We start from the raw sequence: 23,748 nt of genomic DNA, 5'->3' as shown, positions 1-23,748 counted from the left end.
CTCAACGAGCTTATCTGGCGCGAGTTTTATCGTCATCTGATGACGTATCACCCTGATTTATGTAAATATCGGCCATTCATCCGCTGGACTGATAACGTCGAATGGCAGTCTGACGATGTGCAGCTGAAAGCCTGGCAAGAGGGACAAACCGGCTATCCGATTGTCGATGCAGCCATGCGTCAGCTGAATGAAACCGGCTGGATGCACAATCGCCTGCGGATGATCACCGCCAGCTTTCTGGTAAAGGATCTGCTTATCGACTGGCGTGCCGGGGAACGTTACTTTATTTCACAGCTGATCGATGGCGACCTGGCCGCCAATAACGGCGGCTGGCAGTGGGCGGCATCAACCGGAACCGACGCCGCCCCTTATTTTCGTATTTTTAACCCGACAACCCAGGGACAGAAGTTTGATTCCGACGGCGTGTTTATCCGCCGCTGGCTGCCGGAGCTGGCCACCGTGCCGGACAAGGCCATCCACGATCCCTGGATCTGGGCGGACAAGCAGGGCGTCACCCTCGCGTATCCCCGCCCGGTTGTCGACCATAAACAGGCGCGCGTTGCCACGCTGGCCGCGTATGAAGCCGCCCGTAAAGCATAGGGAGTCATAATGAAAAACAGTGAACTGGAACGACTGATTAACGACAAACTGAACAGCGCCAGCTTTAGCGACTACGCACCGAATGGCCTGCAGGTGGAAGGGCGCGAAACTATTCAGAAGATTGTTACCGGTGTGACGGCAAGCCAGGCGCTGCTGGATGAAGCGGTTCGCCAGCAGGCCGATGCCGTTATCGTTCATCACGGCTATTTCTGGAAGGGGGAATCTCCGGTTATCCGCGGCATGAAGCGCAACCGCCTGAAGACCTTGCTGGAGAACGACATCAACCTCTATGGCTGGCACCTGCCGCTGGATGCGCACCCGGAGCTGGGAAACAACGCCCAGCTGGCGGCGCTGCTCGGCATTAACATCATGGGCGAAATCGAGCCGCTGGTGCCGTGGGGGGAACTCTCCATGCCGGTGCCGGGTCTGGAGCTGGCCTCGTGGATCGAAGCGCGGCTGGGGCGTCGTCCGCTGTGGAGCGGCGATACCGGGCCGGATGAGGTAAAACGCGTCGCCTGGTGTACCGGCGGCGGACAGAGCTTTATTGACAGCGCGGCGCGTTTTGGCGTCGATGCGTTTATCACCGGCGAAGTCTCTGAGCAAACCATTCACTCCGCCCGTGAGCAGGGGCTGCATTTTTATGCGGCAGGTCACCATGCCACGGAACGCGGCGGCATTCGCGCGCTCAGCGAATGGCTGACAGAAAACACCGACCTGGATGTCACCTTTGTCGATATTCCTAATCCAGCCTGATGAGAGGTATCTAAGTGCAGCGAGCACGTTGTTATCTGCTAGGCGAAACCGCCGTCGTACTGGAACTGGAGCCGCCGGTGACCCTGGCGACGCAAAAACGGATCTGGCGCTTGACCCAGCGACTGGGTGAAATCCCTGAAGTGGTGGAAGCCATTCCGGGGATGAATAATATCACCGTGGTGCTGCGCAATCCCCACTCGGTGGCGCTGGATGCCATCGAACGTCTGCAGCGCTGGTGGGAAGAGAGCGAAGCGCTGGAACCCGATTCCCGCGCTATCGAGATCCCCGTGGTGTATGGTACCGCCGCTGGCCCCGATCTGGGCGAGGTGGCGCGACACGCGGGGCTGACCGAGAAACAGGTCGTGGAGCTCCATTCCTCCGCGGATTATGTGGTCTGGTTTTTGGGCTTTCAGCCGGGCTTTCCGTATCTGGGCGGGCTGCCTGAGCAACTGGCTACGCCGCGTCGCGCTGAACCCCGGTTGCAGGTGCCGGCGGGCTCGGTGGGGATTGGCGGGTCGCAGACCGGTATTTATCCCTTAGCCACACCCGGAGGCTGGCAGCTGATTGGTCACACCTCTCTGCCGTTGTTCGATCCCGAGCGTGACGAGCCGGTGCTGCTGCGACCGGGCGATACCGTGCGGTTTATCCCGCAGAAGGAGGGGGTATGTTAAAAATTATTCGGGCAGGGCTCTATACCTCGGTGCAGGACGGCGGGCGCATCGGTTTTCGCCAGTCAGGGATCAGCTATTGCGGCGCGCTGGATAAACCGGCCTTGCAGATTGGCAATATACTTGTGGGCAATGACCCGGATGATGCCGCGCTGGAGATCACCCTGGGGCAATGTATCTTCGAATTTGAACAGGATGGCTGGTTTGCCCTGACCGGTGCGGGCTGTGATGCCCGGCTTGACGGGGCCGCGGTCTGGACCGGTTGGCGCCTGCCGGTGAAAGCCGGGCAGCAACTCACCCTTAATCGTCCCCGCCGGGGCATGCGCAGCTATCTGGCCATTGCGGGCGGAATCGACGTGCCGCAGGTCATGAACTCTCTCAGCACCGACCTGAAGGTGGGGCTGGGCGGCCATGAGGGGCGGCTGCTGAAAGATGGCGATCGCCTGCAGGTTCGGGCCGGTGGGCGTGAATTCCGTGAAGCCCAGGGCGTGAAACAGCTTCTTTGGAGTAACCGTGTGCGGGCCTTGCCGGGACCGGAATACCATGAGTTCGATCAGGCCTCCCAGGATGCGCTCTGGCGTCTGCCCTGGCAGCTCAGCCCACAGAGTAACCGTATGGGCTACCGCCTGCAGGGGCAAAAGCTGGCGCGCACCACCGATCGGGAGATGCTGTCGCACGGGCTGCTCCCGGGCGTGATTCAGGTGCCGCATAACGGACAGCCTATCATTCTGATGAACGATGCCCAGACTACCGGGGGCTATCCGCGGATCGCCTGCATCATCGAGGCCGATATGTACCATCTGGCGCAGGCCCCGCTCGGACAACCTATTCACTTTGTCCCCTGTACGCTGGAAGAGGCGCTGGAGGCGCGGCGCATCCAGAAGCAGTACATCGAACAGCTGGCGTGGAGGTTACATGATCGCGGTTGATTTAAATGCAGATTTAGGTGAAGGGTGCGGCAGCGATACCGCACTGTTAAAGCTGGTGTCGTCAGCCAATATCGCCTGCGGATTCCATGCCGGCGATGCCGAAACCATGCTGGCCTGCGTGCGCGAGGCGCTAAAAAATGGGGTGGCCATCGGGGCGCATCCCAGCTTCCCGGACCGGGAAAACTTTGGCCGCACGGCCATGACCCTGCCGCCGGAGACGGTCTACGCCCAGATGCTCTACCAGATTGGTGCCCTGGCGGCGATCGTTCGCGCCGAAGGCGGGCAGCTGCGTCACGTAAAACCGCACGGCATGCTCTATAACCAGGCGGCAAAAGATCGCGACCTGGCGGATGCGATCGCCCGCGCCGTTTCGACCGTTAACCCGGATCTGATCCTGGTCGGGCTGGCGGGGAGCGAGTTGATCCGCGCGGGAACGCGCTATGGCCTGATCACCCGGGAAGAGGTGTTTGCCGATCGTGGATATCAGGCCGATGGCAGCCTGGTGCCGCGTACCCAGGCCGGGGCGCTGATCGCCGATGAAGATCAGGCCCTGGCGCAAACCCTGGAGATGATCCAGCGCGGACGGGTGAAGAGTATTACCGGTGAATGGGCAGCCGTGCATGCGCAGACGGTGTGTATCCACGGTGACGGCGAGCATGCGCTGGCCTTTGCCCGTCGCCTGCGCAGAGAATTTGAAGAAAACAATATAAAAATCAGTGCATAACGCACACTTGCAAACACAACGACAGGAAAAAGGTCATGGCAGAGACGCTATCCCTCTGGCCACTCATCGGTATCGCGGTGATTGTGGTCGGGTTTCTCTTACGCTTTAACCCGGTGCTGGTGGTCATTGTCGCCGGGATCGTCACCGGCCTGGCGGCGCAAATGCCCATCGCTACCATTCTGGAAAAACTGGGCGAAGGGTTCCTCAATACCCGTAACCTGCCTTATATCCTGCTGATCCCGCTGGCGGTTATTGGTCTGCTGGAGCGCCACGGCCTGAAAGAGCGGGCCCAGGCGTGGATCGCGAAGATCCACAGCGCCACCGCCGGGCGGCTTTTGATCGTCTATCTCTTCGTCCGTGAAACGTCGGCGGCAATGGGGCTGACCAGCCTTGGCGGACACCCGCAGATGGTGCGCCCGCTGCTGGCGCCGATGGCGGAAGGGGCGGCGGAGAAAAAGTATGGCGAGCTGCCGGGGGCGGTGCGCTATCGACTGCGGGCAATGTCGGCAGCCACCGATAACGTCGGGCTCTTCTTTGGCGAAGATATCTTTGTCGCCTTTGGCGCCATCATCTTTATGCATAACTTTATGCTGGAATCCGGTGGGATCCAGACGGAGCCGCTGCATATTGCCCTCTGGGGGATCCCGACCGCGCTCTGCGCCTTTGCGATCCACGCGACCCGCCTCTACCGCCTGGATAAGCATCTGGAGCGCGAGCTGGCCAAAGTGCAGGGAGAGGTAAAATGAATTTCCAGCAAAGCTATCTCTACTGGCTGGCAGGGCTGATCCTGCTCATCGTGGCGCTGATGTCGTTTCGCGATAAAGCCAACCCGCGACGTATGACCACCGGTCTGTTCTGGGGCATTTACGGCCTGCTGTTCCTGCTGGGGAACTGGACCTACGATCTGGTGGGCGACAAGCGCACCGTCCATATCGCGGTGGGTGTGGCAGTCGTGCTGCTGGCACTGATCGCCGGTTTCGGCGGGGTGCGCCTGGGGAGTTATCACCAGCGCACGCCAGAAGAGCGTGAGAGCAGCGCGAAGCGTCTGGGCAATCGACTCTTTTTACCAGCGCTGGCCATTCCGGTGGTGACGGTGGTGGGCGTGCTGATGTTCAACCACATCCCGGGCCTGCAGGAGACGCTGTTCGGGCCGGGTAACCACTCGACCCTGGTGACGCTCTTCTCCATGACCGTCGGCTCGCTGATTGGCCTGGCGATGGCGGTTAAAATGACCCATGAGAAAGTGCATCAGCCTTTGCAGGAGGCGCGCCGTCTGCTCGACTCTATCGGCTGGGCCTTTATTCTGCCGCAGATCCTGGCGACCCTTGGCTTGCTGTTTACCGCCGCCGGCGTCGGGGAAGGCATTTCCTATCTCACCCAGACGTACCTGGCGGTCGACAGCCGGTTTATTGCGGTGGCGGTCTACGCCGTGGGCATGGCGCTGCTGACCATGGTAATGGGTAACGCCTTCGCCGCGTTTCCGATTGTCACCGCCGGGATCGGTATTCCCATTCTGGTGCTGCAACACGGCGGCAACCCGGCGGTGATGGCGGCGATTGGCATGTTCTCCGGCTACTGTGGCACCCTGATGACGCCGATGGCGGCCAACTTCAATATTGTGCCCGCCGCGCTGCTGGAGTTACCCGATAAAAACGCGGTCATTAAGGCGCAGGTCCCCACCGGGGTATTGCTGCTGATCGCTAACGTCTTCCTGCTCTACTTCCTGATGTTCCTGTAAGGAGAAATGATGCGAACCGTATTGATCACCGGCTTTGAGCCGTTTGGCGGCGAAACCGTTAACCCCTCATGGGAGGTGGTAAAGCAGCTTGATGGCGCAATTATTGACGATTGCCGCGTGGTGGCGCGGCAGTTGCCCTGCGTGTTTGGCGAGTCGTTGTTGGTGCTGAACGCGGCCATTGATGCGCTACAGCCCTCCGTTGTACTGGCGGTAGGGCAGGCCGGGGGCCGGGTGGATGTCACCGTTGAGCGGGTGGCGATCAACGTTGATGATGCCCGTATCCCGGATAACCATGGCCGACAGCCGGTGGATGTCGCCATCGTTGAGGGCGGCCCGGCGGCCTGGTTCAGCACGCTGCCCATTAAAGCGATGGTGGCGGCGCTGCGTGAATCAGGTATTCCTGCTTCGGTTTCGCAGACGGCGGGGACATTCGTCTGCAACCACGTGATGTATGGCGTGCTGCACAAGCTGGCCGACCGCCCGGAGGTGAAGGGCGGTTTTATCCATATTCCTTACCTGCCCGAGCAGGCGGCGGCGCACCCTGGCGCCCCGAGCATGGCGACGCAAACCGTAAAGCAGGCGCTGGAGATCGCCATTACGGTGGCGCTGCGCCAGGAGGCGGATATTAAAGTGGTGGGCGGCGCAACGCACTAACAAGGAGTCATTATGCCAGAAGGACCAGAGATCCGCCGCGCGGCGGATAGCCTGGAGGCGGCGATAAAAGGCAAACCGCTCACCGACGTGTGGTTTGCTTTCCCTCAGTTAAAACCGTTTGAATCCCGGCTTATCGGCGAGACGGTCACGCATCTGGAGACGCGCGGTAAAGCGCTGCTCACTCACTTTTCTAACCAGCTGACGCTCTACAGCCATAACCAACTGTATGGCGTCTGGCGGGTGGTTGAGACCGGCCAGGAGCCGCAGACCACGCGGGTCCTGCGCGTTAAGTTACAGACCGTGGATAAAACCATTCTGCTCTACAGCGCCTCGGATATTGAGATGCTCTTGCCGGAGCAACTCACTACCCATCCCTTCCTGCAGCGGGTGGGGCCGGATGTCCTCGATTTACGCCTGACGGCAGAGGAGGTGAAAGCGCGGCTGTTGTCGGCAAAATTCCGCAACCGGCAGTTTTCCGGGCTGCTGCTGGACCAGGCGTTTCTCGCTGGTCTGGGCAACTATCTGCGGGTGGAAATTCTGTGGGAGGTGGGGCTGGCGCCGCAGCATAAAGCGTCACAGCTCACCGAAGAACAGCTCGACGCGCTGGCGCATGCGCTACTGGCGATCCCGCGTCTGTCGTATAACACCCGCGGAGTGGTGAATGACAAGAAGCATCATGGGGCATTATTCCGCTTTAAGGTGTTTCATCGGGCGGGGAAAAAGTGCGAGCGGTGCGGCGGGGTGATTGAGAAAATGACGCTCTCTTCCAGACCGTTTTACTGGTGTCCTGCGTGCCAGATGTAAAAAAAGCCGGGTGGCGCTAACGCTGACCCGGCCTGCTTAGGCCCGGCAAGCGTAGCGCCGCCGGGCATCGCTTTTAGCGTTTAGTCACGTCAGACTCGAAATTACGCTGCTCGTAGCCGGTGTACAGCTGACGAGGACGGGCAATTTTCATCCCTTCGGTGTGCATTTCGTTCCAGTGTGCAATCCAGCCCACGGTACGCGCCATCGCGAAGATAACGGTAAACATGGAAGATGGAATGCCCATCGCTTTCAGGATGATACCGGAGTAGAAATCGACGTTCGGGTAGAGTTTCTTCTCGATGAAGTACGGGTCGTTCAGCGCGATGTGTTCCAGCTCCATCGCCACCTGCAACAGGTCATCTTTGGTGCCCAGCTCTTTCAGCACTTCGTGGCAGGTTTCACGCATCACGGTTGCGCGCGGGTCATAGTTTTTGTAAACACGGTGACCGAAGCCCATCAGACGGAAGGAGTCGTTCTTATCCTTCGCACGACGGACGAATTCAGGAATGTGCTCAACGGAGCTGATCTCTTCCAGCATCTTCAGTGCCGCTTCGTTCGCGCCGCCGTGTGCCGGTCCCCACAGGGAGGCGATACCTGCTGCGATACAGGCGAACGGGTTCGCGCCTGAAGAACCAGCGGTACGGACGGTGGAGGTGGAGGCGTTCTGCTCGTGGTCAGCATGCAGGATCAGGATACGATCCATTGCGCGTTCCAGAACCGGGTTCACTTCGTACTCTTCGCACGGCGTGGCGAACATCATACGCAGGAAGTTACCGGCGTAAGAGAGGTCGTTGCGCGGATAAACAAACGGCTGTCCGATGGAGTATTTGTAACACATGGCTGCCATGGTTGGCATTTTGGACAGCAGACGGAACGCGGCGATATCGCGGTGACGCTGGTTATTCACATCCAGGGAGTCATGGTAGAACGCGGCCAGTGCACCGGTGATCCCGCACATTACCGCCATTGGGTGTGAATCGCGGCGGAAGGCGTGGAACAGACGGGTAATCTGCTCATGGATCATCGTGTGACGAGTGACGGTGGTTTTGAACTCATCGTACTGTTCCTGCGTCGGCTTTTCGCCGTTCAGCAGGATGTAGCACACTTCCAGGTAGTTGGAGTCAGTCGCTAACTGGTCGATGGGGAAACCGCGGTGCAACAGAATACCTTCGTCACCGTCGATGTAGGTGATTTTGGACTCGCAAGATGCGGTGGAGGTAAAACCAGGGTCAAAGGTAAACATACCTTTAGAACCAAGACTACGGATATCAATAACATCCTGACCGAGCGTGCCTTTTAGCACATCCAGTTCAATAGCAGCGTCACCATTTAGGGTGATTTTTGCCTTAGTATCAGCCATTTACGGTCTCCTTAGCGCCTTATTGCTTAAGACTGCCCATAACCGGATTTGCATTCAGCTGATTTATCATTGTTACCAGTTTGTTATTTGGCTCGCCGCTCAGCTCACGAGGAGAAACCAGGGTACAGAGCAATGGCGCTAGCAGGTAAACAAATGAGAAACCAGAGAAATAACAGCAAATCAGTGTTTGTTCAGTCCGAATTATTCAAACCTGTATATCACTAATAACTGTCCTGATAACTTCGGTCAATACCATCACACTGTTACATAACTTATTCTCAGGTGAAAGAGAGACCTCATAACTTTTGCGCATTATATGCCTTTTCTGGTGATGTTTGTAACAATAATGTTTAACATTTGTCAAATCAGATGATTAAAAATTAAAAAGATGTTGTTATCGTGACCCTGATCACTGTTCCAGAGAAAACCCGACAAACTGTATGTAGGTTAATTGTAATGATTTTGTGAACGGCCTATACTGCCGCCAGGTCTCCGGAAAACCCTGCAATCCCGAGCCAACCAGCGTTGTAACGTGTCATTTGAGCATCTGGAAGCAATGTTTTGCATGACGCACAGTTATATAAAAGGCACGCTGTCTGACCCGCATCGCAGTCCGGAGGAAGGAAACTATAAGAACAGCATGTGGGCGTTATTCATGATAAGAAATGTGAAAAAACAAAGACCTGTCAATCTGGATCTCAAAACGATCCGATTCCCCGTAACGGCAATAGCGTCCATCCTTCATCGTGTATCCGGTGTGATCACGTTTGTCGCGGTGGGTATCCTGTTATGGTTACTGGGTACCAGCCTCTCGTCTCCGGAAGGATTCCAGCAGGCCGCCGACATCATGAACGGTTTCTTTGTGAAATTTATCATGTGGGGCATCCTCACCGCGCTGGCCTATCACGTTGTTGGCGGCATCCGCCATATGCTGATGGATGTCGGCTATCTGGAAGAGACCTTCGAAACCGGCAAACGTACCGCTAACATCTCCTTTGTTATCACTGTCGTGCTTTCACTTCTCGCAGGAGTTCTCGTATGGTAAGCAACGCCTCCGCATTAGGACGCAACGGCGTACATGACTTCATTCTGGTCCGTGCTACCGCTATCGTTCTCACCCTCTACATCATCTACATGATCGGTTTCTTTGCCACCAGCGGCGATCTGACCTGGGAAATCTGGACTGGCTTCTTCGGATCTGCCTTTACCAAAGTGTTTACCCTGCTGGCGCTCTTCTCCATTCTGATCCACGCGTGGATTGGCATGTGGCAGGTACTGACCGACTACGTTAAATCAATGGCGATTCGTCTCGCGTTGCAGCTGGCTATTGTCGTTGCACTGGTGGTTTACGTTATTTATGGATTTGTTGTGGTGTGGGGTGTGTGATGAAACTTCCAGTCAGAGAATTTGACGCTGTAGTGATTGGCGCTGGCGGCGCAGGTATGCGCGCGGCGCTGCAAATTTCCCAGAGCGGCCAGACCTGTGCCCTGCTCTCTAAAGTGTTCCCGACCCGTTCCCATACCGTATCTGCGCAGGGTGGCATCACCGTTGCGCTCGGTAATACCCATGATGATAACTGGGAATGGCATATGTACGACACGGTGAAAGGCTCCGACTATATCGGTGACCAGGACGCCATTGAATATATGTGTAAAACCGGCCCGGAAGCGATTCTGGAGCTTGACCACATGGGTCTGCCGTTCTCCCGCCTGGAGAACGGCACCATCTATCAACGTCCGTTTGGCGGCCAGTCGAAGAACTTCGGCGGCGAGCAGGCGGCACGTACAGCGGCGGCTGCGGACCGTACCGGTCACGCCCTGTTGCACACGCTGTACCAGCAGAACCTGAAGAACAAAACCACCATCTTCTCCGAGTGGTATGCGCTGGATCTGGTGAAAAACGAAGATGGCGCCATCGTCGGTTGTACCGCCCTGTGCATTGAAACCGGTGAAGTGGTCTACTTCAAAGCCCGCGCCACCGTGCTGGCGACCGGCGGCGCAGGCCGTATTTATCAGTCCACTACGAACGCCCATATCAACACCGGTGACGGCGTCGGTATGGCTATCCGCGCTGGCGTACCGGTGCAGGATATGGAGATGTGGCAGTTCCACCCAACCGGTATCGCCGGTGCGGGCGTGCTGGTAACAGAAGGCTGCCGCGGTGAAGGCGGCTACCTGCTGAACAAACATGGCGAGCGCTTCATGGAGCGTTATGCCCCGAATGCGAAAGACCTGGCGGGTCGTGACGTGGTGGCGCGTTCTATCATGATCGAAATCCGTGAAGGCCGCGGCTGCGACGGTCCATGGGGCCCGCACGCGAAGCTGAAATTGGATCATCTGGGTAAAGAGGTTCTGGAATCCCGTCTGCCGGGCATCCTCGAACTCTCCCGGACCTTCGCTCACGTCGACCCGGTTAAAGAGCCGATCCCGGTTATCCCAACCTGTCACTACATGATGGGCGGTATTCCGACCAAAGTGACCGGCCAGGCGCTGACCGTGAACGAGCAGGGTGAAGATGTGGTGATCCCAGGCCTGTTTGCGGTAGGCGAAATTGCCTGCGTATCCGTACACGGCGCCAACCGTCTGGGCGGCAACTCCCTGCTTGACCTGGTGGTGTTTGGTCGTGCGGTCGGTCTGCATCTGCAGGAGTCCATTGCCGAGCAGGGGCCACTGCGTGATGCCACCGAAGCGAATATTGAAGCCTCTCTGGAACGTCTCAACCGCTGGAACGGCAACCGTAACGGCGAAGATCCGGTGGAAATCCGTAAAGCGCTGCAGGAGTGCATGCAGCACAACTTCTCGGTATTCCGTGAAGGTGACGCGATGGCCAAAGGTCTTGAGCAGCTGAAAGCGATCCGCGAGCGTCTGAAAAATGCCCGTCTGGACGACACCTCCAGCGAGTTCAACACCCAGCGCGTTGAGTGCCTGGAGCTGGATAACCTGATGGAAACCGCATACGCAACGGCGGTCTCTGCAAACTTCCGTACCGAGAGCCGGGGCGCCCATAGCCGCTTCGACTTCCCGGATCGTGATGATGAAAACTGGCTGTGCCACTCCCTGTATCTGCCAGAGACGGAATCCATGACGCGACGCAGCGTCAATATGGAACCGAAACTGCGTCCGGCGTTCCCGCCGAAGATTCGTACTTACTAATGCGGAGACAGGACAATGAAACTCGAATTTTCAGTTTATCGTTATAACCCTGATGTTGATGACGCTCCGCGTATGCAGGATTACACCCTGGAAGCGGAAGAAGGTCGTGACATGATGCTGCTGGACGCCTTAATGCAGCTGAAAGAAAAGGATCCGACACTGTCGTTTCGTCGTTCCTGCCGTGAAGGGGTGTGTGGCTCCGACGGTCTGAACATGAATGGCAAAAACGGTCTGGCCTGTATCACGCCTATCTCGGCGCTTAACCGTCCGGGACAGAAGATTGTCATCCGCCCTCTGCCAGGACTGCCGGTCGTGCGTGATTTGGTGGTGGACATGGGGCAATTCTATGCACAATATGAGAAGATTAAGCCTTACTTATTGAATAATGGGCAAAATCCACCCGCTCGCGAGCATTTACAGTCGCCAGAGCAGCGTGAAAAACTCGATGGCCTGTATGAGTGTATCCTCTGTGCATGTTGTTCGACCTCTTGCCCGTCGTTCTGGTGGAACCCGGACAAGTTTATCGGCCCGGCTGGCCTGCTGGCAGCGTACCGCTTCCTGATTGACAGCCGCGATACCGAAACCGACAACCGCCTGGAAGGGCTGAGTGATGCTTTCAGCGTATTCCGCTGCCACAGCATCATGAACTGCGTCAGTGTATGTCCTAAGGGGCTGAACCCGACGCGTGCCATCGGCCACATTAAGTCGATGTTGTTGCAGCGCAGTGCGTAAGTAACAACGCCGGATGGCGCTGCGCTTATCCGGCCTACGATTTTGTAGGCCCGGTCAGCGTAGCGCCACCGGGCAATTTGCAGAAACCTTTAAAAACTGCCCTGAAGTCTAGACAGTTTCTAAAGGTTCCTTCGCGGGCCAAATGAAAAGAGCTCGCAGGTGAACCCCGGCACGTACACGTGGTGTGCGTGGTAGTTTCTACGGCGAAAGTAAGCATAAAAATGCTTAAGGGATCACGATGCAGAACGGCGCAATGAAAGCCTGGCTGGACTCTTCATTCCTCTCTGGTGCAAACCAAAGCTGGATTGAACAGCTCTATGAAGACTTCTTAACCGACCCTGACTCAGTGGACGCTAACTGGCGTTCCATGTTCCAGGAGTTACCTGGAACGGGTGTCAAACCGGATCAATTTCATTCCAAAACACGTGATTATTTCCGTCGTCTGGCGAAGGATGCCTCACGTTACTCTTCCGCTATCTCCGACCCTGACACCAATGCGAAGCAGGTTAAAGTCCTGCAGCTGATTAATGCCTACCGCTTCCGCGGCCACCAGCACGCAAATCTGGATCCGCTGGGACTGTGGAAGCAGGAGCGCGTGGCTGATTTAGATCCGGCATATCACGACCTGACCGAAGCGGATTTCCAGGAAACCTTCAACGTTGGCTCTTTCGCTATCGGCAAAGACACGATGAAGCTGGGCGATCTGCTGGAAGCGCTGAAGCAAACCTACTGCGGCTCCATCGGCGCAGAGTATATGCACATCACCTCTACCGAAGAGAAACGCTGGATCCAGCAGCGTATCGAATCTGTTGCCGGTAAATCTACCTTCAATGCCGACGAGAAAAAGCGTTTCCTGAACGAACTGACCGCAGCCGAAGGGCTGGAGCGTTATCTCGGTGCGAAATTCCCGGGCGCAAAACGCTTCTCGCTGGAAGGCGGCGATGCGCTGGTGCCGATGCTGAAAGAGCTGATCCGCCACGCGGGCAACAGCGGTACCCGCGAAGTGGTACTGGGCATGGCGCACCGTGGTCGTCTGAACGTGCTGATCAACGTGCTGGGTAAAAAGCCGCAGGATCTGTTCGACGAATTCGCGGGCAAACATAAAGAACACCTCGGTACCGGTGATGTGAAGTACCACATGGGCTTCTCATCGGATATCGAAACCCAGGGCGGCCTGGTTCACATGGCGCTGGCGTTTAACCCGTCGCACCTTGAGATCGTAAGCCCGGTGGTTATTGGTTCCGTGCGCGCCCGTCTGGATCGTCTGGACGAGCCAAGCAGCAACAAAGTTCTGCCGATCACCATCCACGGCGATGCGGCAGTTACCGGGCAGGGCGTGGTTCAGGAGACCCTGAACATGTCGAAAGCGCGGGGTTACGAAGTGGGCGGTACCGTTCGCATCGTCATCAACAACCAGGTGGGCTTCACCACCTCTAACCCGCTGGACGCACGTTCCACCCCATACTGCACCGACATCGGTAAGATGGTTCAGGCGCCAATTTTCCACGTGAACGCCGATGACCCGGAAGCGGTCGCGTTCGTGACCCGTCTGGCGCTGGATTTCCGTAACACCTTTAAGCGCGATGTGTTCATCGATCTGTTCTGCTATCGCCGTCATGGCCATAACGAAGCGGACGAGCCGAGTGCAACCCAGCCGCTGATGTACCAGAAAATCAAAAAACATCCGACCCCGCGTAAAATCTATGCTGACAAGCTGGAAGCGGAGAAGGTTGTCACCCTGGAAGATGCCACCGAGATGGTCAACCTCTACCGCGACGCGCTGGATGCCGGCGAGTGCGTGGTGAAAGAGTTGCGTCCGATGAACATGCACTCCTTTACCTGGTCGCCATACCTCAACCACGAGTGGGATGAGAGCTACCCGAACAAGGTAGAGATGAAGCGTCTGCAGGAGCTGGCAAAACGCATCAGCACCGTACCTGAAGCGATCGAGATGCAGTCCCGTGTGCAGAAGATCTACGCTGACCGTCAGGCGATGGCCTCAGGCGAGAAGCTCTTTGACTGGGGCGGAGCAGAGAACCTGGCGTACGCCACTCTGGTTGATGAAGGTATTCCGGTTCGTCTGTCCGGTGAAGATGCGGGCCGCGGCACCTTCTTCCACCGTCATGCGGTGATCCATAACCAGACCAACGGTTCAACCTATACCCCGCTGCAGCACGTGCACAACGGCCAGGGCCAGTTTAAGGTCTGGGACTCCGTGCTCTCTGAAGAAGCGGTGCTGGCATTCGAATACGGTTACGCCACCGCAGAACCACGCACCCTGACCATCTGGGAAGCGCAGTTCGGCGACTTCGCCAACGGTGCGCAGGTGGTTATCGACCAGTTCATCTCTTCCGGTGAGCAGAAGTGGGGCCGTATGTGTGGCCTGGTGATGCTGCTGCCGCACGGCTACGAAGGCCAGGGGCCGGAGCACTCCTCCGCACGTCTGGAGCGTTATCTGCAGCTCTGCGCCGAGCAGAACATGCAGGTCTGCGTACCGTCTACCCCGGCACAGGTTTATCACATGCTGCGTCGTCAGGCGCTGCGCGGGATGCGCCGCCCGCTGGTGGTGATGTCGCCGAAATCGCTGCTGCGTCACCCGCTGGCGGTCTCCAGCCTGGAAGAGCTGGCAAACGGCACCTTCCTGCCGGCCATCGGTGAAATTGACGAACTGGATCCGCAGGGCGTTAAGCGTGTCGTAATGTGTTCTGGTAAGGTTTATTACGACCTGCTGGAACAGCGCCGTAAGAACGATCAGAAAGATGTCGCCATCGTGCGTATCGAACAGCTTTATCCGTTCCCGCATCAGGCGATGCAGGAAGTGCTGAAACAGTACGCTCACGTACATGATTTTGTCTGGTGCCAGGAAGAGCCGCTCAACCAGGGCGCATGGTACTGCAGCCAGCATCATTTCCGTGAAGTGATTCCATTTGGGTCTGCTCTGCGTTATGCAGGTCGCCCGGCCTCCGCCTCTCCGGCGGTAGGGTATATGTCCGTTCACCAGAAGCAGCAACAAGATCTGGTCAATGACGCGCTGAACGTCGATTAATTAAAGGATACATAATGAGTAGCGTAGATATTCTTGTTCCCGACCTGCCTGAGTCCGTAGCAGATGCAACCGTCGCCACCTGGCACAAAAAACCAGGCGACGCGGTAACCCGCGACGAAGTGCTGGTAGAAATCGAAACTGACAAAGTGGTACTGGAAGTACCGGCTTCAGCGGATGGCATTCTGGATGCAGTCCTGGAAGATGAAGGTACGACGGTAACCTCTCGCCAGATCCTCGGTCGCCTGCGTGAAGGCAACAGCGCGGGCAAAGAGTCCAGCGCTAAGTCTGAAGAGAAAGCCTCTACGCCGGCCCAGCGCCAGCAGGCTTCTCTGGAAGAGCAGAGCAACGACGCGCTGAGCCCGGCGATCCGTCGCCTGCTGGCTGAGCACAGCCTCGACCCGGCGGCCATTAAAGGCACCGGCGTTGGTGGCCGCCTGACCCGCGAAGATATTGACAAACACCTGGCGAAAGCGCCGTCTGAAGCGAAAGCAGAAGCCAAAGCGCCTGAAGCCGCGCCAGCAGCACAGCCTGCTCTGGGCGCTCGCAGTGAAAAACGCGTGCCGATGACCCGCCTGCGTAAGCGCGTGGCCGAGCGTCTGCTGGAAGCGAAAAACTCCACCGCGATGCTGACCACCTTCAACGAAGTGAACATGAAGCCAATCATGGACCTGCGTAAGCAGTACGGTGACGCCTTTGAAAAACGTCACGGTATCCGTCTGGGCTTTATGTCCTTCTACGTGAAAGCGGTTGTTGAAGCGCTGAAACGCTACCCGGAAGTGAACGCATCTATCGATGGCGATGATGTGGTTTATCACAACTACTTCGACGTGAGCATGGCCGTTTCTACTCCGCGCGGCCTGGTAACCCCGGTTCTGCGTGATGTGGATACCCTGGGCATGGCTGACATCGAGAAGAAAATTAAAGAGCTGGCAGTGAAAGGCCGTGACGGCAAGCTGACCGTAGATGACCTGACTGGCGGTAACTTCACCATTACCAACGGCGGCGTATTCGGTTCGCTGATGTCTACCCCGATCATCAACCCACCGCAGAGCGCGATCCTTGGCATGCACGCCATTAAAGACCGCCCAATGGCGGTAGACGGTAAAGTGGAGATCCTGCCAATGATGTATCTGGCGCTCTCTTACGATCACCGTCTGATCGATGGCCGCGAGTCCGTGGGCTTCCTGGTGGCGATTAAAGAGCTGCTGGAAGATCCGACCCGTCTGCTGCTGGACGTCTAGTTTTTCGCGGTACTGCCCGGCGGCACCTGGTCTGCCGGGCCTACAAAAGCATGACCTAACGATTACCCTGAAGGATGGATAGAACACATGAACTTACATGAATATCAGGCAAAACAGCTGTTTGCCCGGTATGGCTTACCGGCTCCGGTGGGTTATGCCTGCAATACCCCTCGTGAAGCAGAAGAAGCCGCCTCTAAAATCGGTGCGGGTCCATGGGTAGTGAAATGTCAGGTTCACGCTGGCGGCCGCGGTAAAGCGGGCGGTGTGAAAGTCGTTAACAGTAAAGAAGATATCCGCGCCTTTGCGGAGCACTGGCTCGGCAAACGTCTGGTGACCTACCAGACAGACGCAGCCGGCCAGCCGGTTAACCAGATCCTGGTTGAAGCGGCAACCGATATTGCTAAAGAACTCTACCTGGGCGCAGTCGTAGACCGTAGCTCCCGTCGCGTGGTGTTCATGGCCTCTACCGAAGGCGGCGTGGAGATCGAAAAAGTGGCGGAAGAGACGCCGCATCTGATCCACAAAGTCGCTATCGATCCGCTGGCAGGCCCAATGCCTTACCAGGGTCGTGAGCTGGCCTTCAAACTGGGTCTGGAAGGTAAACTGGTGCAGCAATTCACCAAGATCTTCATGGGCCTGGCAACCATCTTCCTGGAGCGCGATCTGGCGCTGATCGAAATCAACCCGCTGGTGATCACTAAGCAGGGCGATCTGATCTGCCTCGATGGCAAACTGGGCGCTGATGGCAACGCGCTGTTCCGTCAGGCTGACCTGCGCGAAATGCGCGACCAGTCTCAGGAAGATCCACGTGAAGCGCAGGCTGCACAGTGGGAACTGAACTACGTGGCACTCGATGGCAACATCGGCTGCATGGTTAACGGTGCGGGCCTGGCAATGGGCACCATGGACATCGTTAAGCTGCACGGCGGCGAGCCGGCAAACTTCCTGGATGTGGGCGGCGGCGCAACCAAAGAGCGCGTGACTGAAGCATTCAAAATTATTCTCTCCGATGACAACGTGAAAGCCGTTCTGGTTAACATCTTCGGCGGTATCGTACGTTGCGACCTGATCGCTGACGGTATCATCGGCGCGGTAGAAGAAGTGGGCGTGAACGTCCCGGTTGTCGTTCGTCTGGAAGGTAACAACGCTGAACTCGGCGCGAAAAAACTGGCTGACAGCGGCCTGAATATTATTGCAGCGAAAAGTCTGACGGATGCAGCTCAGCAGGTTGTTGCCGCAGTGGAGGGGAAATAATGTCCGTTTTAATTAATAAAGATACCAAGGTTATCTGCCAGGGCTTCACCGGTAGCCAGGGTTCATTCCACTCTGAGCAGGCGATTGCCTACGGTACGCAGATGGTTGGCGGCGTAACGCCAGGTAAAGGCGGCACCACTCATCTGGGCCTGCCGGTGTTCAACACCGTTCGTGAAGCGGTAGAAGCGACTGGCGCAACTGCCACCGTGATCTACGTTCCGGCACCGTTCTGCAAAGACTCCATCCTGGAAGCGATCGACGCAGGCATCAAACTGATTATCACCATCACCGAAGGTATCCCGACCCTGGATATGCTCACCGTGAAGGTGAAGCTGGACGAAGCGGGCGTGCGCATGATCGGGCCAAACTGCCCGGGCGTGATCACCCCAGGCGAATGCAAAATCGGTATCATGCCGGGTCACATTCACAAGCCAGGTAAAGTGGGCATTGTCTCTCGTTCCGGTACCCTGACCTATGAAGCGGTTAAGCAGACCACCGACTACGGTTTCGGCCAGTCCACCTGCGTGGGCATCGGCGGCGACCCGATCCCGGGCTCTAACTTCATCGACATCCTGAAGCTGTTCCAGGAAGACCCGCAGACTGAAGCGATTGTGATGATCGGTGAAATCGGCGGTAGCGCAGAAGAAGAAGCGGCTGCTTACATTAAAGATCACGTGACTAAGCCAGTTGTTGGCTACATCGCGGGTGTGACCGCGCCGAAAGGCAAGCGTATGGGCCATGCAGGCGCCATCATCGCGGGCGGCAAAGGCACTGCGGATGAGAAATTCGCTGCGCTGGAAGCCGCTGGCGTGAAAACCGTGCGCAGCCTGGCTGACATCGGTGAAGCACTGAAATCCATCATTAAGTAAATCCTCTCTGCTCCCCGTGCGGGGAGCTTTGACATAATAAATGTCCGTTTCGACATGGTTGGCCATCGCAAGATGGCCTTTTTTTTGCGCGACAGTGTTTACGTGTGGAGACAGAGGCGGGCAGGGCGGATGAAAGTTAAGCAAACGGGCGTGAAAACATTTTTGGTTCGACGGGATGAAACAAATTAGCAACACATGGGTGTTAAATTATAGATTGTTAAAAGTAAAATATTTGTGATAATAATTTTTGATAAAATTCCTGCGGAAAATTACTGTGAACCATCTGACATTAGTAGTACAGGCTTATTAAAAAAATGCTTCGCTGCCTGCGTTAATTTAAATCACCTTTATTTATAATCCCCGCTTTATTTGATAACCATCAAGCGAATATTAAAACATATCATTAACATCATTTTCATTGCATTTACCACGCGTAAACACCCTTAACACGTTCAGGCATTATTGATTTATATCAATATTTAATACCTGGAAAAGAGCGTCAAAAGGCGCTAAATTGTTCCCGATCAAATTGGTCGAAAAGTGGTAATTTTGCTAAATATTGATCGCTGTCGTAAATCGTAAAAGACTTCCATTAAAAACCTGTTTATTGTAAGGGTTTTGCAGCGTAATATATTTGCGGGATCAATTTCAGTTTTTATTAACGCATCTGTAACCTTTCATCATCGCTTTTTTCCTCCTGCGAGGATTAAGTAACGAAGAAAGGGGGCTGATAATTTTTGGGGCATGTGTGTGGATCCTTCTCTAACGGGATTCACTCTCGGAGTCTTCATGCGATGAGCAAGGAGTCATAATGTTAGACGTAGTCGAACTGTCGCGCTTACAGTTTGCCTTGACCGCGATGTACCACTTCCTGTTTGTGCCGCTGACGCTCGGTATGGCGTTCCTGTTGGCCATCATGGAAACGGTTTACGTCCTCTCCGGCAAACAGATTTATAAAGATATGACCAAGTTCTGGGGCAAGTTGTTTGGTATCAACTTTGCTCTGGGCGTGGCAACCGGCCTGACCATGGAGTTCCAGTTCGGGACTAACTGGTCTTATTATTCCCACTATGTCGGGGATATCTTCGGGGCGCCGCTGGCCATTGAAGGTCTGATGGCCTTCTTCCTCGAATCTACCTTTGTAGGTCTGTTCTTCTTTGGTTGGGATCGTCTGGGTAAAGTCCAGCATATGTGCGTAACCTGGTTGGTGGCCCTGGGCTCTAACCTGTCCGCACTGTGGATCCTGGTCGCCAACGGCTGGATGCAGAACCCTATCGCCTCTGATTTCAACTTCGAAACCATGCGTATGGAGATGGTCAGCTTCTCCGAGCTGGTGCTGAACCCGGTCGCGCAGGTGAAATTCGTTCACACTGTGGCCTCCGGCTATGTCTGCGGCGCGATGTTCGTGCTGGGCATCAGCGCCTACTACATGCTGCGTGGTCGTGACTTCGCCTTTGCTAAGCGCTCTTTCGCCATCGCGGCGAGCTTCGGTATGGCGGCTATCCTCTCCGTTATCGTGCTGGGTGATGAATCCGGTTACGAAATGGGCGACGTGCAGAAAACCAAACTGGCAGCGATCGAAGCAGAATGGGAAACCCAGCCTGCCCCGGCCGCCTTTACCCTCTTTGGTATCCCCGATCAAGATGCGCAGGAAAACCACTTTGCTATTCAGATCCCTTATGCGCTGGGCATCATTGCCACCCGCTCTGTGGATACGCCGGTTATCGGTCTGAAAGATCTGATGGTGCAGCATGAAGAGCGTATCCGTAACGGGATGAAAGCCTACTCGCTGCTGGAAGAACTGCGTTCCGGAACCAGCGATCAGTCTGTTCGCGACCAGTTTAACGACGTGAAAAAAGACCTTGGCTATGGCCTGCTGCTGAAACGCTATACCCCGAACGTCTCTGACGCGACGGAAGAGCAGATCCAGATGGCGACCAAAGACTCGATTCCGCGCGTGGCGCCGCTCTACTTCGCCTTCCGTATCATGGTGGGTTGTGGTGTGCTGATGCTGCTGATTATCGCCGCCTCCTTCTGGTCGGTCATTCGTAACCGTATCGGTGAGAAGAAATGGCTGCTGCGCACCGCATTGTATGCGATTCCGCTGCCGTGGATTGCCATTGAATCCGGCTGGTTTGTTGCGGAGTATGGCCGTCAGCCGTGGGCTATCGGTGAGGTACTGCCAACTGCGGTGGCGAACTCCTCTCTGACCGCAGGCGATCTGATTTTCTCCATGTTGCTGATTTGCGGCCTCTACACCCTGTTCCTGGTGGCTGAACTGTTCCTGATGTTCAAGTTTGCGCGCCTTGGCCCAAGCAGCCTGAAAACCGGTCGCTACCATTATGAGCAGTCCACCGTTGCTTCTCAGCCTCACTACGAGCAGTCCACCGTGACTACTCAGCCGGCACGGTAAGACAGGAGTCATCAAATGATCGATTATGAAGTATTGCGTTTTATCTGGTGGCTGCTGGTCGGGATCTTACTGATTGGTTTTGCGGTCACTGACGGTTTCGACATGGGGGTGGGCATGCTCACTCGCTTCCTCGGTCGTAATGATACCGAGCGTCGAATTATGATTAACTCCATCGCCCCGCACTGGGACGGTAACCAGGTGTGGCTCATCACCGCAGGCGGCGCACTGTTCGCTGCCTGGCCGATGGTCTACGCAGCTGCGTTCTCCGGCTTCTATGTGGCGATGATTCTGGTGCTGGCATCCTTGTTCTTCCGTCCGGTCGGTTTTGATTACCGCTCGAAGATTGAAGACACCCGCTGGCGTAACCTGTGGGACTGGGGCATCTTCATCGGTAGCTTCGTGCCGCCGCTGGTCATCGGCGTGGCGTTCGGCAACCTGCTGCAGGGCGTGCCGTTCCACCTCGATGAATATATGCGCCTCTACTACACCGGTAACTTCTTCCAGCTGCTGAATCCGTTTGGTCTGCTGGCAGGGGTCGTCAGCGTGGCGATGATCATCACCCAGGGGGCAACCTACCTGCAGATGCGTACCGTGGGCGAGCTGCACCTGCGCTCCCGCGCCGTCTCGCAGATGGCGGCTCTCGTGACGCTGGTTGGCTTTGCGCTGGCAGGTCTATGGGTGATGTTTGGTATCGACGGTTATGTTGTGACCACTGCGATTGACCATACCGCGCCGTCGAACCCGCTGACCAAAGAGGTGGCTCGCGAGGCTGGCGCCTGGCTGGTGAACTTCAATAACACACCGATCCTGTGGGCGATTCCGGCACTGGGCGTCGCGCTGCCGGTGCTGACCATCCTGACCTCCCGCGCGGAGAAAGGGGCACTGGCGTTTGTCTTCTCTTCACTGACGCTGGCGTGCATCATTCTGACAGCCGGTATCGCGATGTTCCCGTTCGTGATGCCATCCAGCACGATGATGAATGCAAGCCTGACGATGTGGGATGCAACCTCCAGCCAGATGACCCTTAATCTGATGACGTTTGTGGCTGCCGTGTTCGTACCGATTATTCTGGCTTACACCGCCTGGTGTTACTGGAAAATGTTCGGTCGTATCACGAAAGAACATATCGAAAGCAACACCCACTCTCTGTATTAAGGAAGGAGCTGAATATGTGGTATTTCGCATGGATTTTAGGAACGCTTCTTGCCTGTGCATTTGGTGTGATTACCGCACTGGCGCTTGAGCACGTTGAAGCGACCAAAGCCGGTGAAGAAAAACACTGATGATCACGTATCTCTACGCGATCATGGATAAGCGCCCGTTAAGGGCGCTTTCCTTAGTGATGGCCTTACTGCTGGCGGGCTGTATTTTCTGGGATCCGTCGCGCTTCGCGGCGAAGACCAGCGAGCTTGAGATCTGGCACGGTTTTCTCATTATGTGGGCGGTATGCGCAGGCGTGATCCACGGGGTGGGATTTCGTCCGAAAGCCGTACACTGGCAGGGCATTTTTTGCCCGCTGATTGCTGATGTGATCCTGCTGTTGGGCCTGTTTTTCTTTTTCAACTGAATAAGAACTATCCGTTAATATTATGGGCTTACCCGGGCCCATAAAAATTTACTCTCTGTTTACTTTCCCCCATTCCAAACCACCATTCCCGCGCGTATAGTAGCGAAGTTTAAAAGCTCTAACCTTTTTTGCATTACCGGGATGTAAAGTGAATACAACGCTATTTCGATGGCCGGTTCGGGTCTACTATGAAGACACGGATGCCGGTGGTGTGGTTTACCACGCCAGCTACGTTGCCTTTTATGAACGAGCACGCACTGAAATGCTGCGCCATCATCACTTTAGCCAGCAGGTTCTGTTGGCGGAGCGAGTTGCCTTCGTGGTACGCAAGATGACGCTGGAGTATTTTGCGCCTGCCAGACTCGACGATATGCTCGAAGTCCAAACAGAAATAACATCAATGCGCGGAACCTCACTGGTTTTCACGCAGCGGATCGTCAATGCAGAGAACACGGTACTGAACGAAGCTGAAGTCCTGATTGTCTGTGTTGATCCACTCATCATGAAGCCTCGTGCGCTTCCTAAGTCTATTGTCGCGGAGTTTAAGCAGTGACTGACATGAATATCCTTGATTTGTTCCTGAAGGCAAGCCTTCTGGTTAAACTTATCATGTTGATTTTGATTGGTTTTTCAATCGCATCCTGGGCTATCATCATTCAGAGAACCCGTATCCTCAATGCGGCAGGCCGCGAAGCGGAAGCCTTTGAAGACAAGTTCTGGTCTGGTATCGAACTTTCCCGTTTGTATCAGGAAAGCCAGGGCCGTCGTGAAAACCTCTCCGGCTCCGAGCAAATCTTCTATAGCGGATTTAAAGAGTTTGCCCGTTTGCACCGCGCCAATAACCATGCGCCGGAAGCGGTGGTTGAGGGGGCATCCCGTGCGATGCGTATCTCAATGAACCGTGAACTGGAAACGCTGGAAACGCATATTCCTTTCCTGGGTACCGTGGGTTCCATCAGTCCCTATATCGGGCTGTTTGGTACGGTCTGGGGGATCATGCACGCCTTTATCGCCCTGGGTGCGGTAAAACAGGCGACGCTGCAAATGGTTGCACCAGGTATCGCTGAAGCGCTGATCGCGACTGCTATTGGTCTGTTCGCGGCGATTCCAGCGGTTATGGCGTATAACCGTCTGAACCAGCGCGTGAACAAACTGGAACTGAACTACGACAACTTTATGGAAGAGTTCACTGCGATTCTGCACCGCCAGGCGTTTACCAGCACCGAGAGCAACAAGGGGTAAAC

25 protein-coding genes are annotated in these 23,748 nt (G+C 56.0%); 23 read left to right on the top strand and 2 right to left on the bottom strand.

The window, feature by feature from the left end; all coding sequences use genetic code 11:
• From WFM46_RS10600 to nei, 9 genes are all read left to right on the top strand, one after another.
• The coding region (locus tag WFM46_RS10600) for an FAD-binding domain-containing protein (protein ID WP_336997597.1) at positions 1 to 600 on the top strand (600 nt) is incomplete at its 5' end.
• A gap of 9 nt (positions 601 to 609) precedes the next feature.
• A complete protein-coding gene (locus tag WFM46_RS10595; RefSeq protein WP_103178709.1) occupies positions 610 to 1,353 on the top strand; it encodes a type 2 GTP cyclohydrolase I in 744 nt (247 codons plus the stop codon).
• Between the two features lie 14 nt (positions 1,354 to 1,367).
• Complete coding sequence (pxpB, locus tag WFM46_RS10590) at positions 1,368 to 2,024, top strand: 5-oxoprolinase subunit PxpB (protein WP_114315605.1); 657 nt, start codon at positions 1,368 to 1,370, stop codon at positions 2,022 to 2,024.
• Positions 2,018 to 2,950 (top strand): 5-oxoprolinase subunit PxpC, encoded by a 933-nt coding sequence (pxpC, locus tag WFM46_RS10585; protein ID WP_336997596.1) that lies wholly within the window; start codon positions 2,018 to 2,020, stop codon positions 2,948 to 2,950. Before pxpB ends, pxpC begins: the two co-directional genes overlap by 7 nt.
• Positions 2,940 to 3,674 (top strand): 5-oxoprolinase subunit PxpA, encoded by a 735-nt coding sequence (gene pxpA / locus WFM46_RS10580; protein WP_336997599.1) that lies wholly within the window; start codon positions 2,940 to 2,942, stop codon positions 3,672 to 3,674. Before pxpC ends, pxpA begins: the two co-directional genes overlap by 11 nt.
• Positions 3,675 to 3,709: 35 nt before the next feature.
• Positions 3,710 to 4,420, top strand: a complete 711-nt coding sequence (locus WFM46_RS10575) for a DUF969 domain-containing protein (RefSeq protein ID WP_103178712.1) — start codon at positions 3,710 to 3,712, stop codon at positions 4,418 to 4,420.
• Complete coding sequence (locus WFM46_RS10570) at positions 4,417 to 5,412, top strand: 5-oxoproline transporter, DUF979 family subunit (RefSeq protein WP_180209999.1); 996 nt, start codon at positions 4,417 to 4,419, stop codon at positions 5,410 to 5,412. Before WFM46_RS10575 ends, WFM46_RS10570 begins: the two co-directional genes overlap by 4 nt.
• A 9-nt stretch (positions 5,413 to 5,421) precedes the next feature.
• On the top strand, positions 5,422 to 6,066 hold the full coding sequence (gene pcp, locus WFM46_RS10565) for a pyroglutamyl-peptidase I (RefSeq protein ID WP_103178714.1): 645 nt from the start codon (positions 5,422 to 5,424) through the stop codon (positions 6,064 to 6,066).
• A 12-nt stretch (positions 6,067 to 6,078) separates the two neighbouring features.
• Positions 6,079 to 6,870, top strand: coding sequence for an endonuclease VIII (gene nei / locus WFM46_RS10560; protein ID WP_336997595.1), 792 nt, complete (start codon positions 6,079 to 6,081; stop codon positions 6,868 to 6,870).
• 73 nt (positions 6,871 to 6,943) lie between these two features.
• Here the strand turns inward: nei and WFM46_RS10555 are convergent, their stop codons facing one another.
• Together WFM46_RS10555 and WFM46_RS23840 are read right to left on the bottom strand one after the other, a co-directional pair.
• Positions 6,944 to 8,230 (bottom strand): citrate synthase, encoded by a 1,287-nt coding sequence (locus WFM46_RS10555; RefSeq protein WP_103178716.1) that lies wholly within the window; start codon positions 8,228 to 8,230, stop codon positions 6,944 to 6,946.
• A 205-nt stretch (positions 8,231 to 8,435) separates the two neighbouring features.
• Positions 8,436 to 8,543, bottom strand: coding sequence for a hypothetical protein (locus tag WFM46_RS23840; RefSeq protein WP_418936630.1), 108 nt, complete (start codon positions 8,541 to 8,543; stop codon positions 8,436 to 8,438).
• Between the two features lie 327 nt (positions 8,544 to 8,870).
• Here WFM46_RS23840 and sdhC point away from each other — a divergent pair, with 327 nt between their 5' ends.
• The 14 genes from sdhC to tolQ all read left to right on the top strand — a co-directional run bounded on the left by sdhC (position 8,871) and on the right by tolQ (position 23,746).
• Positions 8,871 to 9,275, top strand: a complete 405-nt coding sequence (sdhC, locus tag WFM46_RS10550) for a succinate dehydrogenase cytochrome b556 subunit (RefSeq protein WP_168192044.1) — start codon at positions 8,871 to 8,873, stop codon at positions 9,273 to 9,275.
• A complete protein-coding gene (gene sdhD / locus WFM46_RS10545; RefSeq protein WP_103178717.1) occupies positions 9,269 to 9,616 on the top strand; it encodes a succinate dehydrogenase membrane anchor subunit in 348 nt (115 codons plus the stop codon). The genes sdhC and sdhD overlap by 7 nt, the downstream gene beginning before the upstream one ends.
• Positions 9,616 to 11,382, top strand: coding sequence for a succinate dehydrogenase flavoprotein subunit (gene sdhA, locus WFM46_RS10540; protein ID WP_103178718.1), 1,767 nt, complete (start codon positions 9,616 to 9,618; stop codon positions 11,380 to 11,382). The genes sdhD and sdhA overlap by 1 nt, the downstream gene beginning before the upstream one ends.
• A gap of 15 nt (positions 11,383 to 11,397) precedes the next feature.
• Positions 11,398 to 12,114, top strand: a complete 717-nt coding sequence (gene sdhB / locus WFM46_RS10535) for a succinate dehydrogenase iron-sulfur subunit SdhB (protein ID WP_103178719.1) — start codon at positions 11,398 to 11,400, stop codon at positions 12,112 to 12,114.
• A 238-nt stretch (positions 12,115 to 12,352) separates the two neighbouring features.
• Positions 12,353 to 15,160, top strand: coding sequence for a 2-oxoglutarate dehydrogenase E1 component (gene sucA, locus WFM46_RS10530; RefSeq protein ID WP_103823558.1), 2,808 nt, complete (start codon positions 12,353 to 12,355; stop codon positions 15,158 to 15,160).
• A 14-nt stretch (positions 15,161 to 15,174) separates the two neighbouring features.
• A complete protein-coding gene (gene odhB / locus WFM46_RS10525) occupies positions 15,175 to 16,401 on the top strand; it encodes a 2-oxoglutarate dehydrogenase complex dihydrolipoyllysine-residue succinyltransferase (RefSeq protein ID WP_103178721.1) in 1,227 nt (408 codons plus the stop codon).
• A gap of 87 nt (positions 16,402 to 16,488) precedes the next feature.
• Entirely contained in the window at positions 16,489 to 17,655 is a 1,167-nt protein-coding gene (sucC, locus tag WFM46_RS10520; RefSeq protein ID WP_336997594.1) for an ADP-forming succinate--CoA ligase subunit beta, read from the top strand.
• The gene (gene sucD, locus WFM46_RS10515) at positions 17,655 to 18,524 is read left to right on the top strand and encodes a succinate--CoA ligase subunit alpha (protein ID WP_032617085.1); all 870 of its coding nucleotides are present in this window, start codon (positions 17,655 to 17,657) and stop codon (positions 18,522 to 18,524) included. Before sucC ends, sucD begins: the two co-directional genes overlap by 1 nt.
• Positions 18,525 to 19,335: 811 nt before the next feature.
• Positions 19,336 to 20,937: a cytochrome ubiquinol oxidase subunit I gene (cydA, locus tag WFM46_RS10510; protein WP_103178724.1), complete on the top strand. Its 1,602-nt coding sequence runs from the start codon at positions 19,336 to 19,338 to the stop codon at positions 20,935 to 20,937.
• 15 nt (positions 20,938 to 20,952) lie between these two features.
• Positions 20,953 to 22,092: a cytochrome d ubiquinol oxidase subunit II gene (gene cydB, locus WFM46_RS10505; RefSeq protein WP_336997593.1), complete on the top strand. Its 1,140-nt coding sequence runs from the start codon at positions 20,953 to 20,955 to the stop codon at positions 22,090 to 22,092.
• 14 nt (positions 22,093 to 22,106) lie between these two features.
• Positions 22,107 to 22,220 carry a cytochrome bd-I oxidase subunit CydX gene (gene cydX / locus WFM46_RS10500; protein WP_003858598.1) on the top strand — a complete coding sequence of 38 codons (114 nt, stop codon included), beginning with the start codon at positions 22,107 to 22,109 and terminating at the stop codon, positions 22,218 to 22,220.
• Entirely contained in the window at positions 22,220 to 22,504 is a 285-nt protein-coding gene (ybgE, locus tag WFM46_RS10495; protein WP_103178726.1) for a cyd operon protein YbgE, read from the top strand. The genes cydX and ybgE overlap by 1 nt, the downstream gene beginning before the upstream one ends.
• A gap of 148 nt (positions 22,505 to 22,652) precedes the next feature.
• Positions 22,653 to 23,057: a tol-pal system-associated acyl-CoA thioesterase gene (gene ybgC, locus WFM46_RS10490; protein ID WP_032617092.1), complete on the top strand. Its 405-nt coding sequence runs from the start codon at positions 22,653 to 22,655 to the stop codon at positions 23,055 to 23,057.
• On the top strand, positions 23,054 to 23,746 hold the full coding sequence (tolQ, locus tag WFM46_RS10485; protein ID WP_072036639.1) for a Tol-Pal system protein TolQ: 693 nt from the start codon (positions 23,054 to 23,056) through the stop codon (positions 23,744 to 23,746). The genes ybgC and tolQ overlap by 4 nt, the downstream gene beginning before the upstream one ends.
• Positions 23,747 to 23,748: the final 2 nt, after the last annotated feature.

Origin of the sequence: Leclercia sp. M50, from assembly GCF_037150775.1 — a bacterium.
In the GTDB taxonomy this organism is placed as follows: domain Bacteria; phylum Pseudomonadota; class Gammaproteobacteria; order Enterobacterales; family Enterobacteriaceae; genus Enterobacter.
The sequence above is the reverse complement of the archived record's forward strand: the minus strand, read 5'-3'. Positions and strand labels throughout refer to the sequence as shown.